At 60.0% G+C, this 19,554-nt stretch carries 15 protein-coding genes; 9 read left to right on the top strand and 6 right to left on the bottom strand.

Annotated features, from left to right (window positions below; all coding sequences use genetic code 11):
* Positions 1–81: 81 nt before the first annotated feature.
* Positions 82–534, bottom strand: coding sequence for a universal stress protein (locus tag AACU78_RS17075; protein ID WP_106576939.1), 453 nt, complete (start codon positions 532–534; stop codon positions 82–84).
* Positions 535–639: 105 nt separating this feature from the next.
* Between AACU78_RS17075 and AACU78_RS17070 the strand changes: the two genes are divergently transcribed.
* The 7 genes from AACU78_RS17070 to AACU78_RS17040 all read left to right on the top strand — a co-directional run bounded on the left by AACU78_RS17070 (position 640) and on the right by AACU78_RS17040 (position 9,138).
* Positions 640–1,077 (top strand): hypothetical protein, encoded by a 438-nt coding sequence (locus AACU78_RS17070; protein WP_106576938.1) that lies wholly within the window; start codon positions 640–642, stop codon positions 1,075–1,077.
* Between the two features lie 495 nt (positions 1,078–1,572).
* Entirely contained in the window at positions 1,573–3,720 is a 2,148-nt protein-coding gene (gene fadB / locus AACU78_RS17065; RefSeq protein WP_106576937.1) for a fatty acid oxidation complex subunit alpha FadB, read from the top strand.
* Positions 3,721–3,749: 29 nt separating this feature from the next.
* A complete protein-coding gene (gene fadA, locus AACU78_RS17060; RefSeq protein WP_106576936.1) occupies positions 3,750–4,925 on the top strand; it encodes an acetyl-CoA C-acyltransferase FadA in 1,176 nt (391 codons plus the stop codon).
* Between the two features lie 96 nt (positions 4,926–5,021).
* The gene (locus tag AACU78_RS17055; RefSeq protein WP_021490990.1) at positions 5,022–5,258 is read left to right on the top strand and encodes a DUF1653 domain-containing protein; all 237 of its coding nucleotides are present in this window, start codon (positions 5,022–5,024) and stop codon (positions 5,256–5,258) included.
* 114 nt (positions 5,259–5,372) lie between these two features.
* Positions 5,373–7,994: a type I DNA topoisomerase gene (gene topA, locus AACU78_RS17050; RefSeq protein ID WP_106576935.1), complete on the top strand. Its 2,622-nt coding sequence runs from the start codon at positions 5,373–5,375 to the stop codon at positions 7,992–7,994.
* Positions 7,995–8,121: 127 nt separating this feature from the next.
* Entirely contained in the window at positions 8,122–8,643 is a 522-nt protein-coding gene (locus AACU78_RS17045) for a DUF6586 family protein (RefSeq protein WP_106576934.1), read from the top strand.
* 261 nt (positions 8,644–8,904) lie between these two features.
* On the top strand, positions 8,905–9,138 hold the full coding sequence (locus AACU78_RS17040) for a hypothetical protein (RefSeq protein ID WP_053255041.1): 234 nt from the start codon (positions 8,905–8,907) through the stop codon (positions 9,136–9,138).
* Between the two features lie 298 nt (positions 9,139–9,436).
* Here the strand turns inward: AACU78_RS17040 and sulA are convergent, their stop codons facing one another.
* Together sulA and lexA are read right to left on the bottom strand one after the other, a co-directional pair.
* Positions 9,437–9,910, bottom strand: a complete 474-nt coding sequence (gene sulA / locus AACU78_RS17035; protein WP_106576933.1) for an SOS-induced cell division inhibitor SulA — start codon at positions 9,908–9,910, stop codon at positions 9,437–9,439.
* Between the two features lie 10 nt (positions 9,911–9,920).
* Entirely contained in the window at positions 9,921–10,529 is a 609-nt protein-coding gene (gene lexA / locus AACU78_RS17030; protein ID WP_017137423.1) for a transcriptional repressor LexA, read from the bottom strand.
* A gap of 263 nt (positions 10,530–10,792) precedes the next feature.
* Here lexA and AACU78_RS17025 point away from each other — a divergent pair, with 263 nt between their 5' ends.
* Together AACU78_RS17025 and nagZ are read left to right on the top strand one after the other, a co-directional pair.
* Positions 10,793–11,500: a TetR/AcrR family transcriptional regulator gene (locus AACU78_RS17025; protein ID WP_106576932.1), complete on the top strand. Its 708-nt coding sequence runs from the start codon at positions 10,793–10,795 to the stop codon at positions 11,498–11,500.
* 144 nt (positions 11,501–11,644) lie between these two features.
* Positions 11,645–12,655 (top strand): beta-N-acetylhexosaminidase, encoded by a 1,011-nt coding sequence (nagZ, locus tag AACU78_RS17020; protein WP_106576931.1) that lies wholly within the window; start codon positions 11,645–11,647, stop codon positions 12,653–12,655.
* Positions 12,656–12,756: 101 nt separating this feature from the next.
* Here the strand turns inward: nagZ and AACU78_RS17015 are convergent, their stop codons facing one another.
* Genes AACU78_RS17015 through mfd form a run of 3 tightly spaced genes read right to left on the bottom strand, consistent with a single transcriptional unit; the run spans position 12,757 to position 19,487 of the window.
* Positions 12,757–15,447: a DEAD/DEAH box helicase gene (locus AACU78_RS17015; protein ID WP_106576930.1), complete on the bottom strand. Its 2,691-nt coding sequence runs from the start codon at positions 15,445–15,447 to the stop codon at positions 12,757–12,759.
* A 9-nt stretch (positions 15,448–15,456) separates the two neighbouring features.
* Positions 15,457–16,026 (bottom strand): CsiV family protein, encoded by a 570-nt coding sequence (locus AACU78_RS17010; RefSeq protein WP_106576929.1) that lies wholly within the window; start codon positions 16,024–16,026, stop codon positions 15,457–15,459.
* A gap of 11 nt (positions 16,027–16,037) precedes the next feature.
* The gene (gene mfd, locus AACU78_RS17005; protein ID WP_106576928.1) at positions 16,038–19,487 is read right to left on the bottom strand and encodes a transcription-repair coupling factor; all 3,450 of its coding nucleotides are present in this window, start codon (positions 19,485–19,487) and stop codon (positions 16,038–16,040) included.
* Positions 19,488–19,554 lie beyond the last annotated feature (67 nt).

Here is a 19,554-nt window from a genome sequence, read left to right as displayed (position 1 = left end):
CGGTACATCAGTCGCCGGATGCGTCAACTGACAGAATGCTTTCGCGAGCAAGCCCGCTCCCACAGTTGGTTAGCGCCGTGCTTACGTATTTTTTACCAGTTTTACTGCCAGCACATCACACGGCGCACCGTGCAGTACGTCATTGGCAGTCGAGCCCAGCAGCAGCGCCAGGCCATGACGGCCGTGGCTGCCGACCACGATCAGGTCACAGCCCTGTTCCTTGGCCAGGTGGTGGATTTCCTGACGAGGCTGACCGTAGGTGAGGTGGGAATTTTCCTTGGTTACTTCCGGGTACTTGAGGATCAACCGGTCCAGGCGCTCTTTGGCCTGGTCAAATTGTTGTTGCTGCAACTGGGAAAGGTCCATGGGCACGTCGCCACCAAACGCCATGGCCATAGGCTCGACAATATGCACGAGTGACAGCTTGGCGCCGTTGGCGATTGCTGAAGCCTGCGCGCGCTTGATCACTGGGTCGCACTCTTCGGTCAGATCGACAGCGACCAGGATATGTTTGTAGGAGTGTTCGTTGGGCATGGCGCGTTCCTCCAGGGGACTGCAATAAGTTCAGTATGGCTGCTTTCAAGCGGATGGGGTTGCGTCAGGTCAAATCCGCTCATCTAGAAATTCGGGAGTACACATATGACGGTCTGGATAGTGGTGTCAATCCTTCTCGTGGTGCTGAGCCCTCTGGCATGGTTGCGTCCCTCGCGCCATCAGAGTGGGCGCATGGCCCTGCGCATGGAGGCGCGCCGCATTGGCCTGGCCATGCAATTGGCGCCGCAGGACTGGCCGTACTGGCTCAAGCACGAGCCGCCAAGCCCTTGCGCGCAGTACTGCCGACCGCGCCGCGCCAGTGCGCCTGCCCTCTGGTGTTACTGGCAGCTGGAGCCCGGGGTTTGGGTCAATCAGTGGCGCGAAGTGTGCGTCGATGAAACGTTGTTGGCGCATTTTGCGACCCTGCCGGATAACGTCTACAAGGTCGAGGCGGACAAACAAATGATCGCCCTGTACTGGGGCGAGAAGGGCGAGGCGAGCGTGTTGAAGGATATTGATGCGTTGCTCAAGGCCCTGGCTTGATGCCTGTCGGATAAAACCCAGGCAATAAAAAGCCCGACATCATCATCGGGCTGGAGTTGGCCAGGCAGGCCGGTAAATCGGTAACGCATGCGTCGGATGTTCATCCAGGCGCATTAAGGTTGTCGCTAGCCTAGCGGCATATCCTGTTCTGTACAGCCTTTTCCCACATAATTTCCGTTATTGATTTCGTGAATAGTCGAATATTGGCGCGGCGCAAGCCGTGGGCCTGGGTTCTGAACTGACTGGAAAGTCGCGTTTTTCCTAGCCTTTCGAGCGATTGACAATTGCCCGGAATTGGATGAAGGTGACGTACCCAAATCAAACGGGCGTATGAATTGAGCGTTTGTCTGTCAGACCGCTCATACAGAACCCCGACTAGCGCGTTGGCGGGTGTGCCTGGCGGATTGGCATGAGCATTGACCCAATAATCAATGTCCAACCAGAGGCCAGCGTCCAATGTGTACTGTTCAGCTTCCATATCGTGGAGATCAGTTGATGATTTACGAAGGTAAAGCCATCACGGTTAAGGCTCTTGAAAGTGGCATCGTCGAATTGAAATTCGACCTCAAGGGTGAGTCCGTCAACAAGTTCAACCGTCTAACCCTGAACGAACTGCGTCAGGCCGTAGACACCATCAAAGCAGATGCTTCGGTCAAGGGCGTGATCGTCTCCAGCGGCAAGGACGTGTTTATCGTCGGCGCTGACATCACCGAATTCGTCGACAACTTCAAGCTGCCCGATGCCGAGCTGGTGGCTGGCAACCTCGAAGCCAACAAGATTTTCAGCGATTTCGAAGACCTCAACGTGCCAACCGTCGCCGCGATCAATGGCATCGCGTTGGGCGGCGGTCTGGAAATGTGCCTGGCCGCAGACTTCCGTGTCATGTCGGCCACCGCCAAAATCGGCCTGCCTGAAGTCAAACTGGGCATCTACCCAGGTTTTGGCGGCACCGTGCGCTTGCCGCGCATCATCGGTGCCGACAACGCCATCGAGTGGATTGCCGCCGGCAAGGAAAACAAAGCGGAAGACGCGCTGAAAGTCGGTGCCGTCGATGCTGTGGTTGCCCCGGACAAACTGGCCGAAGCAGCACTGAACCTGATCAAAGGCGCCATCAGCGGCGAATTTGACTACAAGGCCAAGCGTCAGCCGAAGCTTGAAAAACTCAAGCTCAACGCCATCGAACAAATGATGTCGTTCGAAACCGCCAAAGGTTTCGTGGCAGGCCAGGCCGGCCCGAACTACCCGGCGCCGGTTGAAGCGATCAAGACCATCCAGAAGGCCGCGAACTTCGGTCGCGACAAAGCCCTGGAAGTGGAAGCTGCAGGTTTCGTCAAACTGGCGAAAACCTCGGCAGCCCAGAGCCTGATCGGTCTGTTCCTGAACGATCAGGAACTGAAGAAAAAGGCCAAGGCCTACGACGAAATCGCCAAAGACGTGAAACAGGCTGCCGTACTCGGCGCCGGTATCATGGGCGGCGGTATCGCCTATCAGTCGGCCTCCAAAGGCACGCCGATCCTGATGAAAGACATCAACGAACACGGCATCGAGCAAGGCCTGGCGGAAGCCGCCAAGCTGCTGGTGGGCCGCGTTGATAAAGGTCGCATGACCGCAGCGAAGATGGCTGAAGTGCTTAACGGCATTCGTCCTACGCTGTCCTACGGTGATTTCGGCCACGTCGACCTGGTGGTCGAAGCGGTTGTCGAGAACCCGAAGGTCAAGCAAGCCGTACTGGCGGAAGTGGAAGCTCAGGTTAAAGAAGACACCATTCTGGCCTCGAACACTTCGACCATTTCCATCAGCTTGCTGGCCAAGGCCCTCAAGCGTCCGGAAAACTTCGTCGGCATGCACTTCTTCAACCCGGTGCACATGATGCCGCTGGTGGAAGTGATCCGTGGCGAGAAGTCCAGCGAGCTGGCGATTGCCACCACCGTTGCCTACGCCAAGAAAATGGGCAAGAACCCGATCGTCGTTAACGACTGCCCGGGCTTTTTGGTCAACCGCGTGCTGTTCCCCTACTTCGGCGGTTTCGCCAAGCTGGTCAGCGCCGGTGTGGACTTTGTGCGTATCGACAAGGTCATGGAAAAATTCGGCTGGCCAATGGGCCCGGCGTACCTGATGGACGTGGTCGGCATCGACACCGGCCACCACGGTCGTGACGTCATGGCTGAAGGCTTCCCGGACCGCATGAAAGACGACCGCCGTTCGGCGATCGACGCACTCTACGAAGCCAAGCGTCTGGGCCAGAAAAACGGCAAGGGCTTCTACGCCTACGAGGCTGACAAGAAGGGCAAGCAGAAGAAAGTGGCCGACCCTTCGGTTCACGAAGTACTCGCGCCGGTCATCTACGAGCAGCGTGAGGTGTCCGATGAGGACATCATCAACTGGATGATGATCGCCCTGTGCCTGGAAACCGTACGTTGCCTGGAAGACGGCATCGTTGAAACCGCCGCCGAAGCCGATATGGGCCTGGTGTACGGTATTGGTTTCCCTCCATTCCGTGGTGGTGCGCTGCGTTACATCGATTCGATCGGTGTGGCCGAGTTCGTTGCCCTGGCTGAAAAATACGCTGATCTGGGCCCGCTGTACCACCCGACCGCGAAGCTGCGTGAAATGGCCAAAAATGGCCAGAGCTTCTTCGGTTAAGCGCCCAGACGAATAGAGCGAGAATATTTATGAGCTTGAATCCAAGAGACGTGGTGATTGTCGACTTCGGTCGCACACCGATGGGCCGCTCCAAGGGCGGCATGCACCGCAACACCCGCGCCGAAGACATGTCGGCGCACCTGATCAGCAAGCTGCTGGAACGTAACGTCAAGGTTGACCCGAACGAAGTCGAAGACGTGATCTGGGGCTGCGTCAACCAGACCCTGGAGCAGGGCTGGAACATCGCGCGCATGGCGTCTTTGATGACCCAGATCCCGCACACTGCCGCTGGCCAGACCGTCAGCCGCCTGTGTGGCTCCTCGATGAGCGCGCTGCACACCGCTGCCCAAGCGATCATGACCGGCAACGGCGATGTGTTCGTGGTCGGCGGCGTGGAGCACATGGGTCACGTCAGCATGATGCACGGCGTCGACCCTAACCCGCACATGTCGCTGTACGCGGCAAAAGCCTCGGGCATGATGGGCCTCACCGCAGAAATGCTCGGCAAAATGCACGGCATTACCCGCGAAGCCCAGGACGCGTTCGGCCTGCGCTCCCACCAGCTCGCCCACAAGGCGACGGTGGAAGGCAAGTTCAAGGATGAAATCATCCCGATGAACGGCTATGACGAAAACGGTTTCCTGAAACTGTTCGACTACGACGAAACCATTCGTCCGGACACCACCCTGGAAAGCCTGGCAGCCTTGAAACCTGCCTTCAATCCAAAGGGCGGCACCGTGACAGCCGGTACTTCGTCGCAAATCACCGACGGTGCTTCGTGCATGATCGTGATGTCGGCGCAGCGTGCCCAGGACCTGGGTATCCAGCCGATGGCCGTGATCCGTTCGATGGCCGTGGCGGGTGTGGACCCGGCAATCATGGGCTATGGTCCAGTACCGGCCACACAAAAAGCCTTGAAGCGCGCGGGCCTGACCATCTCCGATATCGACTTCTTCGAGCTCAACGAAGCTTTCGCCGCACAGGCCCTGCCAGTGCTGAAAGATTTGAAAGTACTCGACAAGATGAACGAGAAGGTTAACCTGCACGGCGGTGCGATTGCCCTGGGCCACCCATTCGGTTGCTCCGGTGCACGTATTTCCGGCACTTTGCTTAACGTGATGAAGCAAAATGGCGGCAACCTTGGGGTTGCAACCATGTGCATTGGTCTCGGCCAAGGCATTTCCACCGTCTTCGAACGCGTCTAAGCGTTGCGTTGACGGAAGCCGGGGCCCAGTGCCCCGGTTTTTGTTTTTTGGGATTTTTAATATTTTTTTCAACAAATTTTGTAAGAGGGCCAGAGCATGAAAGTCGAACCAGGGCTCTACCAACATTATAAGGGGCCGCAGTACCGCGTTTTTAACGTGGCGCGGCACTCCGAGACCGAAGAAGAAGTGGTGTTTTACCAAGCACTGTATGGCGATTACGGCTTTTGGGTGCGCCCATTGAGCATGTTCCTGGAGACCGTCGAAGTTGACGGCGAGCAGGTCCCGCGCTTTGCTTTGGTCCAGGCCGAACCCAGTCTTTTTTCAGGGCAATAACGGCAGGTCGCGCAGAATGCTGCGCTTGACCTCACCTTGTTGCCACTATATATAGCGTTGCCGCGACAGGCGCCAACTGCCTTTCACTTCTCGAATTCAGGAATTTTCCGATCCATGGGCAAATCGCTGGTCATTGTGGAATCCCCGGCTAAGGCCAAGACCATCAACAAGTACTTGGGCAACGAGTACGTGGTGAAGTCGAGTATCGGCCATATCCGAGACCTGCCCACCAGCGGTTCGGCTAGCGCCAGCAAGGAGCCTGCCGCCAAGCGCGGCAAGGTGGCTGCGGGCGAAGGTCCGGTGCTCACGCCTAAAGAGAAAGCGCGCAAGCAGCTGGTCTCGCGCATGGGTGTAGACCCGGAACATGGCTGGAAGGCCAAGTACGAGATCCTTCCCGGCAAGGAAAAGGTCATCGAAGAGCTGCGCCGGCTCGCCAAGGATGCTGACACCATCTATCTCGCAACCGACTTGGACCGCGAAGGGGAAGCCATTGCCTGGCACCTGCGCGAAGCCATCGGCGGTGATGACAGCCGCTACAAGCGTGTGGTGTTCAACGAAATCACCAAGAAAGCCATCCAGGAAGCCTTCTCCAAGCCGGGCGAACTGGACATCGATCGTGTAAACGCTCAACAGGCCCGTCGTTTTCTCGACCGCGTGGTGGGTTATATGGTCTCGCCACTGCTGTGGGCCAAAATCGCCCGTGGCCTGTCGGCCGGTCGTGTGCAATCGGTGGCGGTAAAGCTGGTGGTGGAGCGTGAGCGCGAGATTCGTGCGTTCAACCCTGAAGAGTACTGGGAAGTGCACGCTGACCTCGGCACCGCCAAGGGTGCCAACGTGCGCTTTGAAGTGGCCCGCGAGAAAGGCGAGGCCTTCAAGCCGCTGAACGAAGCCCAGGCCATGGCCGCGCTGGAGAAGCTCAAGGCTTCCAGCTACAGCATCGTCAAGCGTGAAGACAAACCGACCAGCAGCAAGCCGTCGGCGCCGTTCATCACCTCCACCCTGCAACAGGCCGCGAGTAACCGCCTGGGCTTTGGTGTGAAGAAAACCATGATGATGGCTCAGCGTCTGTATGAAGCTGGCTACATCACGTATATGCGTACCGACTCCACCAACCTGTCGCAAGACGCGGTGGCGATGGCGCGTACTTATATTGAAACCGAATTCGGCAAGAAGTACCTGCCGGAGAAGCCGAACGTCTACAGCAGCAAGGAAGGCGCACAGGAGGCTCACGAAGCGATTCGTCCTTCCGACGCCAATACCGAGCCAAGCAAGCTGACCGGCATGGAGCGCGACGCTGAGCGCCTTTACGAGCTGATCTGGCGCCAGTTCCTGGCCTGCCAGATGCTGCCGGCGCAATACCTGTCCACCACCGTCAGTGTCGGTGCTGGCGACTTCGAGCTGCGTGCCAAGGGCCGTATCCTCAAGTTCGACGGCTACACCCGCGTGATGCCGCAAATCGCCAAGCCTGGCGATGACGATGTGCTGCCGGACATGGCCCAGGGCGACACGTTGAAGCTGATCAAGCTCGACCCGTCCCAGCACTTCACCAAGCCGCCGGCGCGTTATTCGGAAGCCAGCCTGGTAAAAGAGATGGAAAAACGCGGTATCGGTCGTCCTTCGACCTACGCGGCGATCATCTCGACCATCCAGGACCGCGGCTACGTCGCGCTGCACAACCGTCGCTTCTACTCGGAAAAGATGGGCGACATCGTTACCGAGCGCCTGTCCGAGAGCTTCTCCAACCTGATGGACTACGGCTTCACCGCCGGCATGGAAGAGAACCTCGATGACGTGGCCCAGGGCGAGCGCGACTGGAAAAACGTACTGGATGAGTTCTACGGCGACTTCAAGAAGAAGCTCGAAGTGGCCGAAAGCCCTGAAAGCGGCATGCGTGCCAACCAGCCGGTGATGACTGACATCCCGTGCCTGACCTGCGGCCGTCCGATGCAGATTCGTACTGCGTCCACCGGCGTGTTCCTCGGTTGCTCGGGCTACAGCCTGCCGCCGAAAGAGCGCTGCAAGGCCACCGTCAACCTGGTGCCGGGTGATGAAATCGCTGCTGACGACGAGGGTGAATCCGAGTCGCTGGTATTGCGTGGCAAGCACCGTTGCCCGATCTGCAGCACGGCAATGGATGCCTACTTGCTCGACGAGAAGCACAAGTTGCACATCTGCGGTAACAACCCGGATTGCGACGGCTACGAAATCGAAGAGGGCAGCTACCGCATCAAGGGCTACGAAGGCCCGAGCCTGGAATGCGACAAGTGCGGCAGTGAGATGCAGCTCAAGACCGGCCGTTTCGGCAAGTTCTTCGGTTGCACCAACCCGACGTGCAAGAACACTCGCAAACTGCTGAAAAGTGGTGACGCGGCGCCGCCGAAGATGGACCCGGTGAAGATGCCTGAACTCAAGTGCGAGAAGGTCAACGACACCTACATTCTGCGTGACGGCGCCTCGGGGTTGTTCCTGGCGGCCAGCCAGTTCCCGAAAAACCGCGAGACCCGAGCGCCGCTGGTGCTGGAAATCGTGCCGCACAAGGACGAGATCGATCCCAAGTACCACTTCCTGTGCGAAGCGCCGAAGAAGGATCCCGACGGTCGCCCGGCCGTGATCCGCTACAGCCGCAAAACCAAGGAGCAGTACGTGCAGACCGAAGTGGACGGCAAGCCTACGGGCTGGAAAGCGTTCTACGACGGCGGCAAGTGGAAGGTCGAGGACAAGCGCCAGGGCGCTTGATCGACTACGCTGCGAAATACGAAGGCCGCCTGCATGGGCGGCCTTTTTTTGCGCTTGCAGGAGTCTCGGCTGATCCGTGACACTGTTGAGCCAGCATCAGGCTTATTTCGTTGTGGAGACTGCCGTTATGGCCAACGAACTCTATACCCGTACCAATCAAAAAATTTACTTCGCGGGTTTGTCCCTGGAAGCCCTTGGCCGTGCCGAGGAAGGGAAGGAGATGAACGCCATCGCGCTGGTCCAGGCGGGGCGTGAGGCTGCATTGTTCCATCTCTACGGCGCCCTGTTGGGGCTGTGCCATGAAATCGCCGGGTTCTACCGTTTGCCCCAGGCCGGTTCGCCGCGTGCAGAGCTGATCATGAACCGCGAAGTGCTGGAGAGCATGGCCATTCCTGAGCTGGCCGAGTTGGTGGAAATGGCCCAAAGCCCCGAAAGCTGGGTGGCCCGCCTGCTCAAGGCACATGCCGACATGTTCCAGCCGCCACGTATTCCTCATGTGCCCAAGGGGGACGTGACGCAGCCGCTGATCGTCGCTGTTGCCCTGCAAGAGGATGAGCCCAAGCCGTTGAGTCGCGAAGAGCTGGAGAGCTGGCGTCAGGAGCTGAAGAAGATGGCGCTGCGGTTTCGTGAAGGCTTGAACGAGTGCTGAGACGGAGTCGCTGACTGAACACGGTCAAAAATGTGGGAGCGGGCTTGCTCGCGAAAACGGAGTGTCAGTCGACAGATTCATTACTGATCCGCCGCATTCGCGAGCAAGCCCGCTCCCACATTTGTACCGAGTTAGAGAGAAAGTCCGGTGCGGGGCTCAAAAAGCACCATTCATCAAGCCGTAGAGAAACCTGTTCAGATCCTCAGCGAGGCTGGGTGGATGACTGATATAATCCCGGCCTTTCGTGGAGAACAGACTTTTATGCCAACGTCCTTTCTGGAAATTGTTGAATTACCTGACGGCCGAATCGAGCTGCGTCGGGCTGAGGACGAGGGTTCTCTGGTTATCCTGGATTTTTCCGAAGACGCAAAAGCATTCCTGCAAGGCCAGCACGTGGAAGTGGCGAAAGCCATGTTGAGCGTTGGTGTGCAGATGGCGGGTCGCCTGGCAGAAGGCGAACCGGAGAAGGACGACGGGCCGCGAGTTCTGCACTGAGTTGCAGTTAAGTGCGCTTTTCGTTGTAGGCGGTCTTGTTGCAGTGAGCAGGTCGCTGCAGTAAGCAGGCCTCTGAGGCGAGTCAGCTTGCTGTGGTGAGCGGGCTTGTTGTGGCGAGCGGGCTTGCCCCGCGTTGGCGCGCGAAGCGGCCCTAATGGATTAACGCGGTATATCAGGTATTCCACGGTGCTTGGTTATGGGGCTGCTCCGCAGCCCAACGCGGGGCAAGCCCGCTCGCTACAGTAGCCCGCGCGGCACAGATACCTATCTGTCACCTACGCAATCAGCTAGCTCCCTGTCACCCCAATCGAATATTCAAGCTTTGCGCATCGCCCGTCCGTGCGGCGCTGATCAGTTGTTGCTTGGCTGCAGTATTCAACGGGTTCAACCAGCTCACCACCGTATGGCTACGTCCCAGACGCAAGGCTTCGCAGGTCAACTGTTGGGCGCTTTGCGCGCCACGTGGTTGCAGCAGCAGGATGCGCTCGCGGTTGAGGCCGGCGTCTCGCAGCCAGGCCTGGGTCAGGCTGGCAGGTGGAGCGATCAGCGTCAGCCAGCGTGCGTCCTGTTCCTCGCTCAGTTCACGCAGGATCGGCGCCAGCAGGCTCAGGCAGCTTCCAGCTGCACCGCGCAACGACAATTCACTGAACGCCTCAGGTTCGGAGCCCCACGGGGCCTCGACCGTTTCCTTGAGGATAGGCGCAAGGGGTTGGGCCATGAAGGCCTCGAACAGCGACAGTTGAGTGTGTTGTGGGGTGTGCACGAGCTGCATGGTGCCTCCTTTAGCGGCGAATGACGCCGACGCTCAAGCCTTCGATCACCAGATCCTGATCTTTCAGGTTCACTTCAATCGGGGCGAACTCAGGGTTTTCGGCCATCAGCCAGACCTTGCTGCCTTCGCGCTTGAAGCGTTTTACGGTGACTTCATCGCCGATACGCGCAACGACGATCTGGCCATTACGGGCTTCACGGGTGGTGTGGACGGCCAGCAGATCGCCGTCGAAAATGCCCACGTCCTTCATACTCATGCCGTGTACGCGCAACAGGTAGTCGGCGCGCGGATGGAAGAAGGTCGGGTTGATGTTGCAGGATTCCTCGACGTGCTGTTGCGCCAGAATCGGCGCACCGGCGGCGACGCGGCCAATGATCGGCAGGGTCGATTCGTCGGCCTTGGCTTCAAAGCCAGGGATGCGAATACCGCGAGAAGCCCCTGGGGTCATCTCGATCGCGCCTTTGCGAGCGAGGGCCTTGAGGTGTTCTTCAGCAGCGTTTGGGGATTTGAACCCCAGCTCCAGCGCAATTTCCGCTCGTGTCGGCGGGTAGCCGTTGTCATCGAGGCAGCGCTTGATAAAAGCCAGAATCTCAGCTTGGCGTGGCGTCAGTTTTAGCATGTTGATCGCTCTGTCTTTTTATACAGTGACTGGGATTATATACAGTGAACTGCGCTTGGCAATCATCCTTTTTGGGCACACCGCTGGACGGTCATTCGTCACCCTTCCTACAAGGCAGAGACAGCGCTGCCTACAGACCAGGAAGGATGTGATTAAATAGCGGTTAAATAGATGACTGCCCGGCCGGAAAACGGACTCGCAGGCTTGACAAGACACACCCTGAAACGTATGTTTCAAACAAGTGTTTGTCAGGCGGAGTAGCCATGGCCCAGTCGGAAACCGTTGAACGCATTCTCGATGCTGCCGAGCAATTGTTCGCGGAAAAAGGATTTGCTGAAACTTCATTGCGGCTGATCACCAGCAAGGCTGGGGTTAACCTGGCTGCAGTGAATTACCATTTCGGCTCGAAGAAAGCCCTGATCCAGGCGGTGTTTTCGCGCTTTCTGGGACCGTTCTGCGCCAGCCTCGACCGTGAGCTGGAGCGCCGCCAGACCAAGCCTGATAACAAGCCGAGCCTGGAAGACCTGCTGGAAATTCTGGTTGAGCAAGCGCTGGTGGTTCAACCGCGCAGCGGCAATGACCTGTCGATCTTCATGCGTTTGCTCGGCCTGGCATTCAGCCAGAGCCAGGGCCACTTGCGGCGTTATCTGGAAGACATGTACGGCAAGGTGTTCCGCCGCTACATGTTGCTGGTCAACGAAGCCGCGCCGCGTATTCCGCCGATCGAACTGTTCTGGCGCGTGCACTTCATGCTCGGTGCTGCCGCATTCAGCATGTCCGGCATCAAAGCCTTGCGCGCAATTGCCGAGACCGATTTCGGCGTGAATACCTCCATTGAACAAGTGATGCGCCTGATGGTGCCGTTCCTTGCCGCCGGCATGCGCGCCGAAACCGGTGTGACCGACCAGGCCATGGCGGCCGCGCAGTTGCGCCCACGCAGTAAATCCACGCCGGCCGTCGCCAAGGCGTGATTGCCGCGGGTGTGCGCGGCCGCTTGCATCCGCTAAGCTAGCCGCCATGCCGATTTCAGCTATTTACTCGCAACCCGTTGTGCTCACCGCGCTTATTGCGCCAGGTGAGGGCAACGGGTTGTGTGCGTTATTTAAGGAAGGTTTATGACTGCTGCCCTGCAAGGTTCTTTGATGGTTGATGTGGCCGGTACCTGGCTGACGGCCGAGGATCGTCACCTGTTGCGTCAGCCTGAAGTGGGCGGCCTGATCATTTTTACACGCAATATCGAGCACCCACGCCAGGTGCGCGAGTTGAGCGCGGCGATCCGTGCCGTGCGCCCCGACCTGCTGCTGGCCGTGGACCAGGAAGGCGGGCGCGTGCAGCGCCTGCGCCAGGGCTTTGTGCGTCTGCCGGCCATGCGTTTGTTGGCGGATAAGCCGAATGCCGAATACCTGGCCGAGCAGTGCGGCTGGATCATGGCCACTGAAGTACTGGCGGTTGGCCTTGATTTGAGCTTCGCCCCGGTGCTGGACCTGGACTACCAGCGCAGCGCCGTGGTCGGCACCCGCTCGTTTGAAGGCGACCCCGAGCGCGCCGCCGTGCTTGCCGGTGCCTTCATTCGCGGCATGAACAGCGCGGGTATGGCCGCCACCGGTAAACACTTTCCGGGCCACGGCTGGGCTGAGGCCGATTCCCACGTCGCCATTCCCAATGACGAGCGTAGCCTGGAACAGATTCGCGCAAATGACCTGGTGCCTTTCGCACGCCTGAGCAAGCAATTGGCAGCCGTCATGCCTGCGCACGTTATTTACCCGCAGGTGGATGCTCAACCCGCTGGTTTCTCGCGGCGCTGGTTGCAGGACATCCTGCGCGGCGAGTTGCAGTTCGATGGGGTGATTTTCAGTGATGACCTGTCCATGGCCGGGGCACATGTGGTCGGTGATGCGGCCAGCCGGATCGAAGCGGCGCTGACCGCCGGCTGCGACATGGGCTTGGTGTGCAACGATCGTGCGGCTGCCGAGCTGGCGCTGACGGCGGCGCAGCGCATGAAGGTTACGCCTTCGGCGCGAATTGCGCGGATGCGTGGGCAGGCGATTGCTTCGACGGACTACAAGCAGGACCCGCGTTGGCTGGCGGCGCTTACCGCGTTGCGGGGTGCTCAGTTGATCGGCTGAACACCGTGGTGCGCCTATCGCAGGCAAGCCAGCTCCCACATTTTGATTTGTGAACACATTCAAAGGTGGGAGCGGGCTTGCCCGCGATAGCAATCTGAAGGTCAGCGCTTCTCTTGCTTATTGGGCAGCGGCGCAAACAACGCTTCGATGTCCTCATTGCCCAACTGCCAATCTCCCGTCGTACGCCCATCCAGCACGCCCGCCGCCAGGTCGGACTTTTCCTTTTGCAGGTGTTGGATTTTCTCCTCCACCGTGCCCCGCGCAATCATTTTGTAGACGAACACCGGCTTCTCCTGACCGATGCGATACGCGCGGTCAGTCGCCTGGTTCTCCGTGGCCGGGTTCCACCACGGGTCATAGTGGATCACCGTATCGGCTTCTGTCAGGTTCAAGCCCACACCGCCAGCCTTCAAGCTGATCAGAAAAATCTGCAACTTGCCGCTCTGGAAATCCTTCACCGGTGTGCGTCGGTCGCGGGTCTGGCCGGTCAGCAGTGCGTAAGCCACGCCGCGCTTTTTCAGTTCGACTTCGATCAGGCTCAGCATCGAAGTGAACTGCGAGAACAGCAAAATCCGGCGTCCTTCGGCAAACAGCTCTTCGAGCATTTCCATCAAGCTGTCGAGCTTGCCCGAGCTGCTGCCGCGCGCGGGCAGGGCGGCGTCGTTGACCAGGCGCAGGTCGCAGCACACCTGGCGCAGCTTGAGCAGCGCTTCAAGAATAATGATCTGGCTACGCGCCACGCCCTTGCGGGTGATTTCGTCGCGCACCTTCTTGTCCATGGCCAGGCGCATGGTTTCGTACACATCACGCTGGGCTTCGTTGAGATCGACCCAATGGATGATCTCGGTCTTGGGCGGCAATTCCGTGGCCACCTGTTCCTTGGTACGGCGCAGCAGGAAGGGCTTGATTCGACCGTTGAGGTGCTGCAATCGCACATCACTGGCGCGCTTTTCAATGGGCACGCGGTAATCGCGGTTGAAGCTTTTTACGTCGCCCAGCCAGCCCGGCAGCAGGAAGTGGAACAGCGACCATAGCTCACCCAGGTGGTTTTCCAGCGGCGTGCCACTCAGGCACAGGCGCTGGCGCGCATTGAGCTCGCGCGCGGCCTGAGCGGCCTTGCTGTTGGGGTTCTTGATGTACTGGGCTTCGTCGAGGATCAGCACATGCAAGGGCAGGGCGGCGAGTTGCTCGATGTCTTTGGGCAGCAGCGCATAAGTCGTCAGCAGCAGGTCGTGGTCCTGCAGGTTGGCGAAGTGCTTTTTGCGTGTCGCGCCATACAGCGCCAATACCTTGAGTTGCGGCGTAAAGTGCGCGGCTTCATCGAGCCAATTGGGGATCAGGCTGGTAGGCATCACCACCATGCACGGCCGATCCAGGCGCCCGGCGATTTTTTCACTGAGAATATGCGCCAGCGTCTGTAGGGTTTTGCCCAGACCCATGTCATCCGCAAGAATCCCGCCCACATCGAGTTGGCGCAGCGACTGCATCCAGCTCAAGCCTTCGAGTTGATACGGGCGCAGTGTCGCGTTCAAGCCTTCGGGCGCCTCGCAGGTGAAATCCTTGATGTCGCGCAGACGCTGGGCGAAGTTGCGGATCTTCTCGCCGCCTTCCCATTGCAGCGGCAGGTCTTCCAGCGGGTTGAGGCGAATCGCATCGGCCTTGGCCAGGCGCAGGGTGGTGGTGCCCGATTCCTGCAGGTAAAACTCGCCAAGGGTGGCCAGCACCGGTTTCAAGCGGCCGTAGGGCAGCGCCACTTGCAGCGGCCCGTGGCCGTTGGGCAGGCCGGGGATGTTCACCAGGATCAGCTCGTCATCGCGGCGCCGGGCGAGCTTTTCCGGGTTGAGAATCTCGGTGTGCGAGCGCATCAGGTTCAACAGAATCGGCAGCAGGCTCAGGCGCTCGCCGTTGACGATGATGCCCAGCTCCAGGTCAAACCAGTCGCGTTCCGGGCCTTCATCGACGGTGGCGTACCAGTCATCGACGGCGCTCAAGTCGAAACCGAAATCCTCATCGATCTGCAACTCCCAGCCCTCGGCGCGCAAGGTCGGCGAGGCGTTGAGGGTGAAGTTGAGCCAGGCGCTGTCGTTGACCATCTCGAACAATTCGCCGGCGCTTTCCGGCAACGCCTTGCTCTGGCGCGTGGCGATCTTGAAGCCGAGCAGGCGCAGTTGCTCGCGGTACGGCTGCTCCAGCTCCGGATGGCGCTTGATGCGCAGGCTCTGGGTTTCCTGGCGCACCACGATGTCGGCATTTTTTTGCCCGCTGACATAGTTGCCCAGGTAGTTGAACGACAACGCCGCACGGTGCTGGATGTAACGCTGCATCTTGCCATTGCGCGGTTCAAACGCGCTGAACTCGACACTCGCCAGCCACAGGCGCGGCACCGGCCGCACATCTTCCATCACCACTTGCGGCAGTACCACGCGGTTATCCAGCACGGCCTGGAGTTTCTCCAGCAGCTCGGCATCTTGCGCAGCCGCCGGGTAAGCCAGGGTTTCCTGGACCTTGAGCAGCACCGCCGCGATGTGTTTGCAGTTGGTGTGCACCGGGCACGTGCAGCGGCTGTCCACCAGAATCAGCATGCCCTTGGCCGATTCGCGCAGCGAGATGGTCTGCCGGTAAACGTTACCGCCCGAGCCTTCGCAGCTGGCAACAATGGTGCTATCGCCGGACTCGACGATGCGCACGCGGTTTTCGAGGGCGTAGCGCCGCCCGCGCTCAAGGCTTTGCTCTTTAAAGCGATTGGCCCACGAAGGGGCCAGGGGTTTGGTCAGTGACGATGTCAGGGGCATGGCGCTGGATCAGTCCTGAGCGTCGGGCGGTGGTGCGCTGGGTGGTTTGGCGGTCAGCGAGGTGATCTTGATCAGCAGGGCCAAGTGGCCGCCGTCCAGGTAGTTGAGCTGGTTGTTCTTGGTGCGCACGCCTTGCTGGCTCAAGTGTTCGCTGGCGATGACGCTGCCGTTGGCGTCGAACTGGTTGATCCAGAAGTCTGCGTCGATATCGGTAAAGCGCCCCAGTTGCAGGTTAAGCGTGCCTTCGATGGGAAACTGGCCAAACTGCTCCTGGCCATCGCTGATGGCGAGCTTCACCGGCTGCTCGCCCAGGTTCTGGTCCCAGGCCCGGTGCAGCAGCACCGTGTAACCGGTGTCGCCACTGAGCTTGTCGACGATGTTGCCCAGCCGCGGCGGGCTGATTTTGTCCGCCGGCAGCCGTGGTGCCCCGGCGTCCCAGTTTTCCGGTGCCGCGCGGCTATTGATCACCGGCTCGGCGTTCTGGCGCACCAGAATCATTTCCACCAGATAGGGGCTGTCGGCAAACGCCGAAGGAGCAACGACCACCAACAACAGGCTCAAAATGCGGAACAGGCGCATTGGGGCGTCCTTCAAGCAGATTTCGGGATGAGGCGCTCAAACAGCGCCTCTAATGTATTAAAGCGTTCTTCGGCACGTTCCATCGGCACCATGAACTTGAACAGCGTAGCCCCTTCGAACTTGTAGCGGTTGGGCTGGCCCTGAATCAGCTTGATCAGCACCAGTGGGTCCACCGGCGTTTGCGCTTCGAACTCGATACGCCCGCCTTGCGGCCCGGCGTCGACCTTTTTGATGCCCAATTGCTCGGCCTGCAATTTGAGCAGGGTCAGGCGCACCAGGTTTTTGGTCGGCTCCGGCAACAGGCCGAAGCGGTCGATCATCTCCACCTGCAGGTCCTTGAGACCTTCTTCGTCGGTGGCAGAGGCGATGCGCTTGTACAGAATCAGCCGCGCGTGCACATCCGGCAGGTAGTCTTCGGGAATCAATGCCGGCAAGCGCAGATTGATTTCCGGGCCGCCACCCAAGGGTTGATCGAGGTTCGGTTGTTCGCCCTTGCGGATGGCTTTCACCGCGCGCTCAAGCATCTCCATATACAGGGTGAAACCGACGGCCTGGATCTGCCCGCTCTGGCCGTCGCCGAGCAGTTCGCCGGCGCCACGGATTTCCAGGTCGTTGGTGGCCAGCACAAAGCCGGCACCCAGGTCCTGGGTGTTGGCGATCGCCTCCAGGCGCTTCTCGGCGTCGGAGGTAATCTGCTGACGCGGCGGCGTCAACAGGTAGGCATAGGCCTGGTGGTGACTGCGCCCGACGCGGCCGCGCAATTGGTGCAGCTGCGCCAGGCCGAACTTGTCGGCGCGCTCGATGATGATGGTGTTGGCGCTCGGCACGTCGATGCCCGTCTCGATGATGGTCGAGGCGATCAGCACGTTGAAGCGCTTGTGGTAGAAGTCGCTCATCACCTGTTCGAGTTCGCGCTCGCGCATCTGGCCGTGGCCGATGGCGATGCGGGCTTCCGGCACCAGTTCGGCAAGGTCGGCGGCGCATTTCTCGATGGTTTTGACGTCGTTGTGCAGGTAGTACACCTGGCCGCCGCGCAGCAGTTCACGCAACAGCGCTTCCTTGACCGTGCTTTTGTTCTGTTCCATCACGAAGGTGCGCACCGACAGGCGACGTGCCGGCGGCGTGGCGATGATCGACAGGTCACGCATGCCCGACACGGCCATGTTCAGCGTGCGCGGAATCGGCGTGGCGGTGAGGGTGAGGATGTCGACTTCGCTGCGCAGGTTCTTCAGTTGTTCTTTCTGGCGCACTCCGAAGCGGTGCTCTTCGTCGATGATCACCAAACCGAGGTTTTTGATCTTCACGTCGTCCGACAGCAGCTTATGGGTGCCGATCACGATGTCGATCTTGCCCTCAGCCAAGTCGGCGACGGCGGCGTTCACCTCTTTGGCGGACTTGAAGCGGCTCATCACTTCCACGCTCACCGGCCAGTCGGCAAAGCGGTCGCGGAAGCTGTTGTAGTGTTGTTGGGCGAGCAGGGTGGTCGGCACCAGAATCGCCACCTGCTTGCCGCCATGCACGGCAATAAAGGCGGCGCGCATGGCTACCTCGGTTTTGCCGAAGCCCACGTCGCCGCACACCAGACGGTCCATCGGCTTGGGCGCGAGCATATCGGCGCGCACCGCTTCGATGGTGGTTTGCTGGTCCGGGGTTTCCTCGAAGGCGAAGCCGGCACTGAACGTGGCGTAGTCGGCTTTCGGGTCGGCAAACGCGTAGCCTTCGCGGGCTGCGCGGCGTGCATAGATGTCGAGCAGTTCGGCGGCGACGTCGCGCACCTGTTCAGCGGCTTTGCGCTTGGCTTTCTGCCAGGTCTCGGAGCCCAGGCGGTGCAACGGCGCCAGGGCGTCGTCGCTGCCGGTGTAGCGCGCGATCAGGTGCAGGCTGGCCACCGGCACGTAAAGCTTGGCGCCCTCGGCGTATTCCATGGTGAGGAATTCGGCGGCCTGGTTGTCGATCTCCAGGGTTTGCAGCCCGAGGTAGCGGCCCACGCCGTGGTCGATATGCACCACCGGCGCGCCTTCGCGCAGCTCGGTCAGGTTTTTGATCACTGCGTCGTTGTTGATGTCGGCGCGTTTTTCACGGCGGCGGCGCTGCATCACGCGCTGGCCGAACAGCGGGCTCTCGGCGATCAGCGCCAGTGCTGGGTCATCCAGCAACAAACCTTCATCCAGCGGCGCAATGGTGATCGCCAGGCGGTCTTTGCTCTTAACAAAGTCAGGCCAGCTGTCGACGGTTTTCGGGCGCAGCTTCAGGCGTTCGAGCAACTCCAGCAGCACTTCGCGGCGGCCGGCGGACTCGGCGGTAAACAGCACGCGGCCGGGGAAGTCGCCGAGGAAGTTGGATAACGCTTCCAGCGGCTGCGTGGCTTTGGCCTGAATCGCCAGGTCCGGCAGCGTGCTCGCCGGGAAGCGCTCGCGGCCGCTGCCGGCGTCTACGTCCTGTTGGCTGGCGACTACGCGCGGCCAGTTTTTCAAGCGGGCGAAGCAGTCTTCTACCGGCAGGAACAGCTCGGCAGGCGGCAATAAAGGCCGCGATGGATCGACGCGGCGCTCTTCATAGCGATTGCGCACATCGTTCCAGAAGTTTTCCGCTGCCTGCTCAATGCCTGGCAGCGAGAACACTTGGGTGTCCTGGGGCAGGTAATCGAACAGGGTGGAGGTTTCGTCAAAGAACAGCGGCAGGTAGTACTCGATACCGGCCGGTGTAATCCCGCTGCTCAGGTCCTGAAAGATCGGGCAGCGGCGGAAGTCCACGTCGAAGCGTTCGCGAAAGCGGGCCTTGAAGCGTGTGACGGCGTCTTTTTGCAGCGGGAATTCCCGCGCAGGCAGCAGTTTGATCGACTCGACTTTATCAATCGAGCGCTGGTTCTCCGGGTCGAAGGTGCGCAGGGTTTCGATTTCGTCGTCGAACAGGTCGATGCGGTACGGCAACTTGCTGCCCATCGGGAACAGGTCGATCAACGCCCCGCGCACGGCGAACTCGCCGTGTTCGTACACCGTGTCGACGCAGCGGTAGCCACTGGCTTCCAGGCGCGTGCGCATCTGTTCTACATCGAGCTTCTGGCCGATATCCAGCACCAGGCTGCTGCCCAGCAGAAACTTGGTTGGCGCCAGGCGATGCAGGGCCGTGGTGATCGGCACCACCAGCACGCCGTGGGCCAGTTCCGGCAAGCGGTACAGGCTGGCGATGCGCTGGGAAATGATGTCCTGGTGCGGCGAGAACAGGTCGTAGGGCAGGGTTTCCCAGTCGGGAAAGTGCAGCACCGGCAAATCGGGGGCGAAGAAGCTCAGCTCCTGCTCCAGTCGCTCGGCACTTTGGCTGTCGGCGGTGAGCAGCAGGGTAAAGCGCTTGGCTGCGCTGGCAGCCTCGGCGATGGCCAGGCTCAGGGCGGCACCGGGCAGGTTGCCCCAGTGCTGTTTACCTGCCGCGGCAGGGAGAATCGGTAGACGCAGAACGGGCACGGAAGGTTGAGCTCCAAGCGTTGCGACAAAGTCGGTAATTGTAACGGCCCGAGGTGCCGCCTGTCAG

The sequence above is a fragment of the Pseudomonas sp. R9.37 genome (assembly GCF_963878885.1).
Taxonomy (GTDB): Bacteria; Pseudomonadota; Gammaproteobacteria; order Pseudomonadales; family Pseudomonadaceae; genus Aquipseudomonas.
The sequence above is the reverse complement of the archived record's forward strand: the minus strand, read 5'-3'. Positions and strand labels throughout refer to the sequence as shown.

Coding starts and splice junctions, on each gene's coding strand:
- fadA (WP_106576936.1), top strand. CDS start 3,750: ATGAGCTTGAATCCAAGAGACGTGGTGATTGTCGACTTCGGTCGCACA.
- AACU78_RS17070 (WP_106576938.1), top strand. CDS start 640: ATGACGGTCTGGATAGTGGTGTCAATCCTTCTCGTGGTGCTGAGCCCT.
- AACU78_RS17015 (WP_106576930.1), bottom strand. CDS start 15,447: ATGCCCCTGACATCGTCACTGACCAAACCCCTGGCCCCTTCGTGGGCC.
- AACU78_RS17045 (WP_106576934.1), top strand. CDS start 8,122: ATGGCCAACGAACTCTATACCCGTACCAATCAAAAAATTTACTTCGCG.
- sulA (WP_106576933.1), bottom strand. CDS start 9,910: ATGCAGCTCGTGCACACCCCACAACACACTCAACTGTCGCTGTTCGAG.
- fadB (WP_106576937.1), top strand. CDS start 1,573: ATGATTTACGAAGGTAAAGCCATCACGGTTAAGGCTCTTGAAAGTGGC.
- topA (WP_106576935.1), top strand. CDS start 5,373: ATGGGCAAATCGCTGGTCATTGTGGAATCCCCGGCTAAGGCCAAGACC.
- AACU78_RS17055 (WP_021490990.1), top strand. CDS start 5,022: ATGAAAGTCGAACCAGGGCTCTACCAACATTATAAGGGGCCGCAGTAC.
- AACU78_RS17010 (WP_106576929.1), bottom strand. CDS start 16,026: ATGCGCCTGTTCCGCATTTTGAGCCTGTTGTTGGTGGTCGTTGCTCCT.
- nagZ (WP_106576931.1), top strand. CDS start 11,645: ATGACTGCTGCCCTGCAAGGTTCTTTGATGGTTGATGTGGCCGGTACC.
- lexA (WP_017137423.1), bottom strand. CDS start 10,529: ATGCTAAAACTGACGCCACGCCAAGCTGAGATTCTGGCTTTTATCAAG.
- AACU78_RS17075 (WP_106576939.1), bottom strand. CDS start 534: ATGCCCAACGAACACTCCTACAAACATATCCTGGTCGCTGTCGATCTG.
- AACU78_RS17025 (WP_106576932.1), top strand. CDS start 10,793: ATGGCCCAGTCGGAAACCGTTGAACGCATTCTCGATGCTGCCGAGCAA.
- AACU78_RS17040 (WP_053255041.1), top strand. CDS start 8,905: ATGCCAACGTCCTTTCTGGAAATTGTTGAATTACCTGACGGCCGAATC.